Origin of the sequence: Streptomyces sp. NK15101, from assembly GCF_020400725.1 — a bacterium.
In the GTDB taxonomy this organism is placed as follows: domain Bacteria; phylum Actinomycetota; class Actinomycetes; order Streptomycetales; family Streptomycetaceae; genus Streptomyces.
In genome coordinates this window covers 1-1,292 of the sequence record NZ_JAINVG010000196.1, presented here as the reverse complement: position 1 = coordinate 1,292, position 1,292 = coordinate 1, and the positions used below count along the sequence as shown (strand labels likewise).

The 1,292-nt window shown below is 71.4% G+C and carries 1 protein-coding gene; it reads right to left on the bottom strand.

Features of this window, described 5'->3' with window-relative positions:
• Positions 1-1,184 (bottom strand): glycoside hydrolase domain-containing protein (locus K7G60_RS38550; RefSeq protein ID WP_225805621.1); only part of this gene is annotated, 1,184 nt, incomplete at its 3' end.
• Positions 1,185-1,292 lie beyond the last annotated feature (108 nt).

The following is a 1,292-nucleotide window of genomic DNA, read 5'->3' as shown; positions in this document are numbered from 1 at the left end:
CCCTTGGTGGCGTTGGAGCCGAGCGAGACGTCGAGGTAGTCGCGGTCGATGTTGATCTGCACACCGCCCCAGGTCTCCGTCACATCGCCCGAGTACTGGTGCACCCGCTGGTGGTCGGCCCACAGGTTGGCGGGAAGGACGGCGTCATCGGTGTTCGCGACGCCGTTCCAGTTGGCGTTGAAGATCACGTCCGGACGGGGGTAGCTGCTGCTCGTCCCGGCCAGGTCGGCCACGCCGGAGGTGGAGCTGCTGTAGACGCCGGACTTGTAGCCCAGCTCGTGCAGGCGCTGGGTCCAGGCGGCGAGGAAGGCCAGGACGTCGGCGCTGTGGGTGGAGGAGTAGCTCTCCATGTCGTAGTAGACGAGGCTGCCCGTGCCGAAGCCGAGCGCCGAGACGTCGCTCACGGCGTCGTCCGCTGCCGCGGTTCCCTGGGAGGCGGGAGAGGTGATGCCGGAGGCCTGGACGCCGACGTAGAGCGGAAGGAACTTCCAGCCCGCGCTCGCTTGCTGGGAGACCCAGGAGGCGGTGAGGTTCGGCTGGGCGCAGCCGCGTTCGGAGCCGCCCACGTAGATGCCGATGGCACCGTAGGGGGAGGAGTTCTTCCACGCTGTCATGGTGGAGGAGCTGGGCGCGGCGCAGGCGTCGAAGCCCTTGCCCGTGTAGTTGGTGGCGGATGCCGGGACCGTCGCGGCGGCGGTCAGCGTCTGGGCGGTCATGGTGACCGGGCGGGGCTGGGTGGGCAGGCCCGCGTCGGCGAGGATGCCGTTGACCGCGGCGGGGTCGGTGGCGTAGGTCGCGGTGACGGTGAGGGTGTCCGCCGCGACGCGCACCTCGCGGTCCAGTGGGGCCTGCTCGGTCCCCTGCCGGTCCGCGCTGTTGCGGGCGGGCTGGGCGAGCAGTGCGTCGGTCTTGCCGGTGATCCCGGAGGGGCAGCTCTGCTCGGTGCCGGGGGTTCCGAGGTAGAGCACGTGGCGGTCGAAGCGTACGCAGGCGGTGGGATCGGCCGACAGGTCGACGACGGCCCAGTCGGAGGGGATGCGGAAGGTGTGGCCCTGGTAGGTGACGGCGCGGGTCGTGACCGTCCCGGTGCCGGCCGCGGAAGCCTGGGGGGCCGCGGTGAGGGTGAGGGCGCCGAGGGTGGTGAGGGCGGCCAGGAGGCCGGTGCGGATGACCCGCGAGGACATGGCTGATCCTTTGCGTCGAGTGGGTGAGTGGCAGGGGCGGTCCCCTGCCGCACCGGCAGCGACGTGCTGGCCGCTGCCGGTGCGGCAGGTGTCGGATCAGCCGAAGTG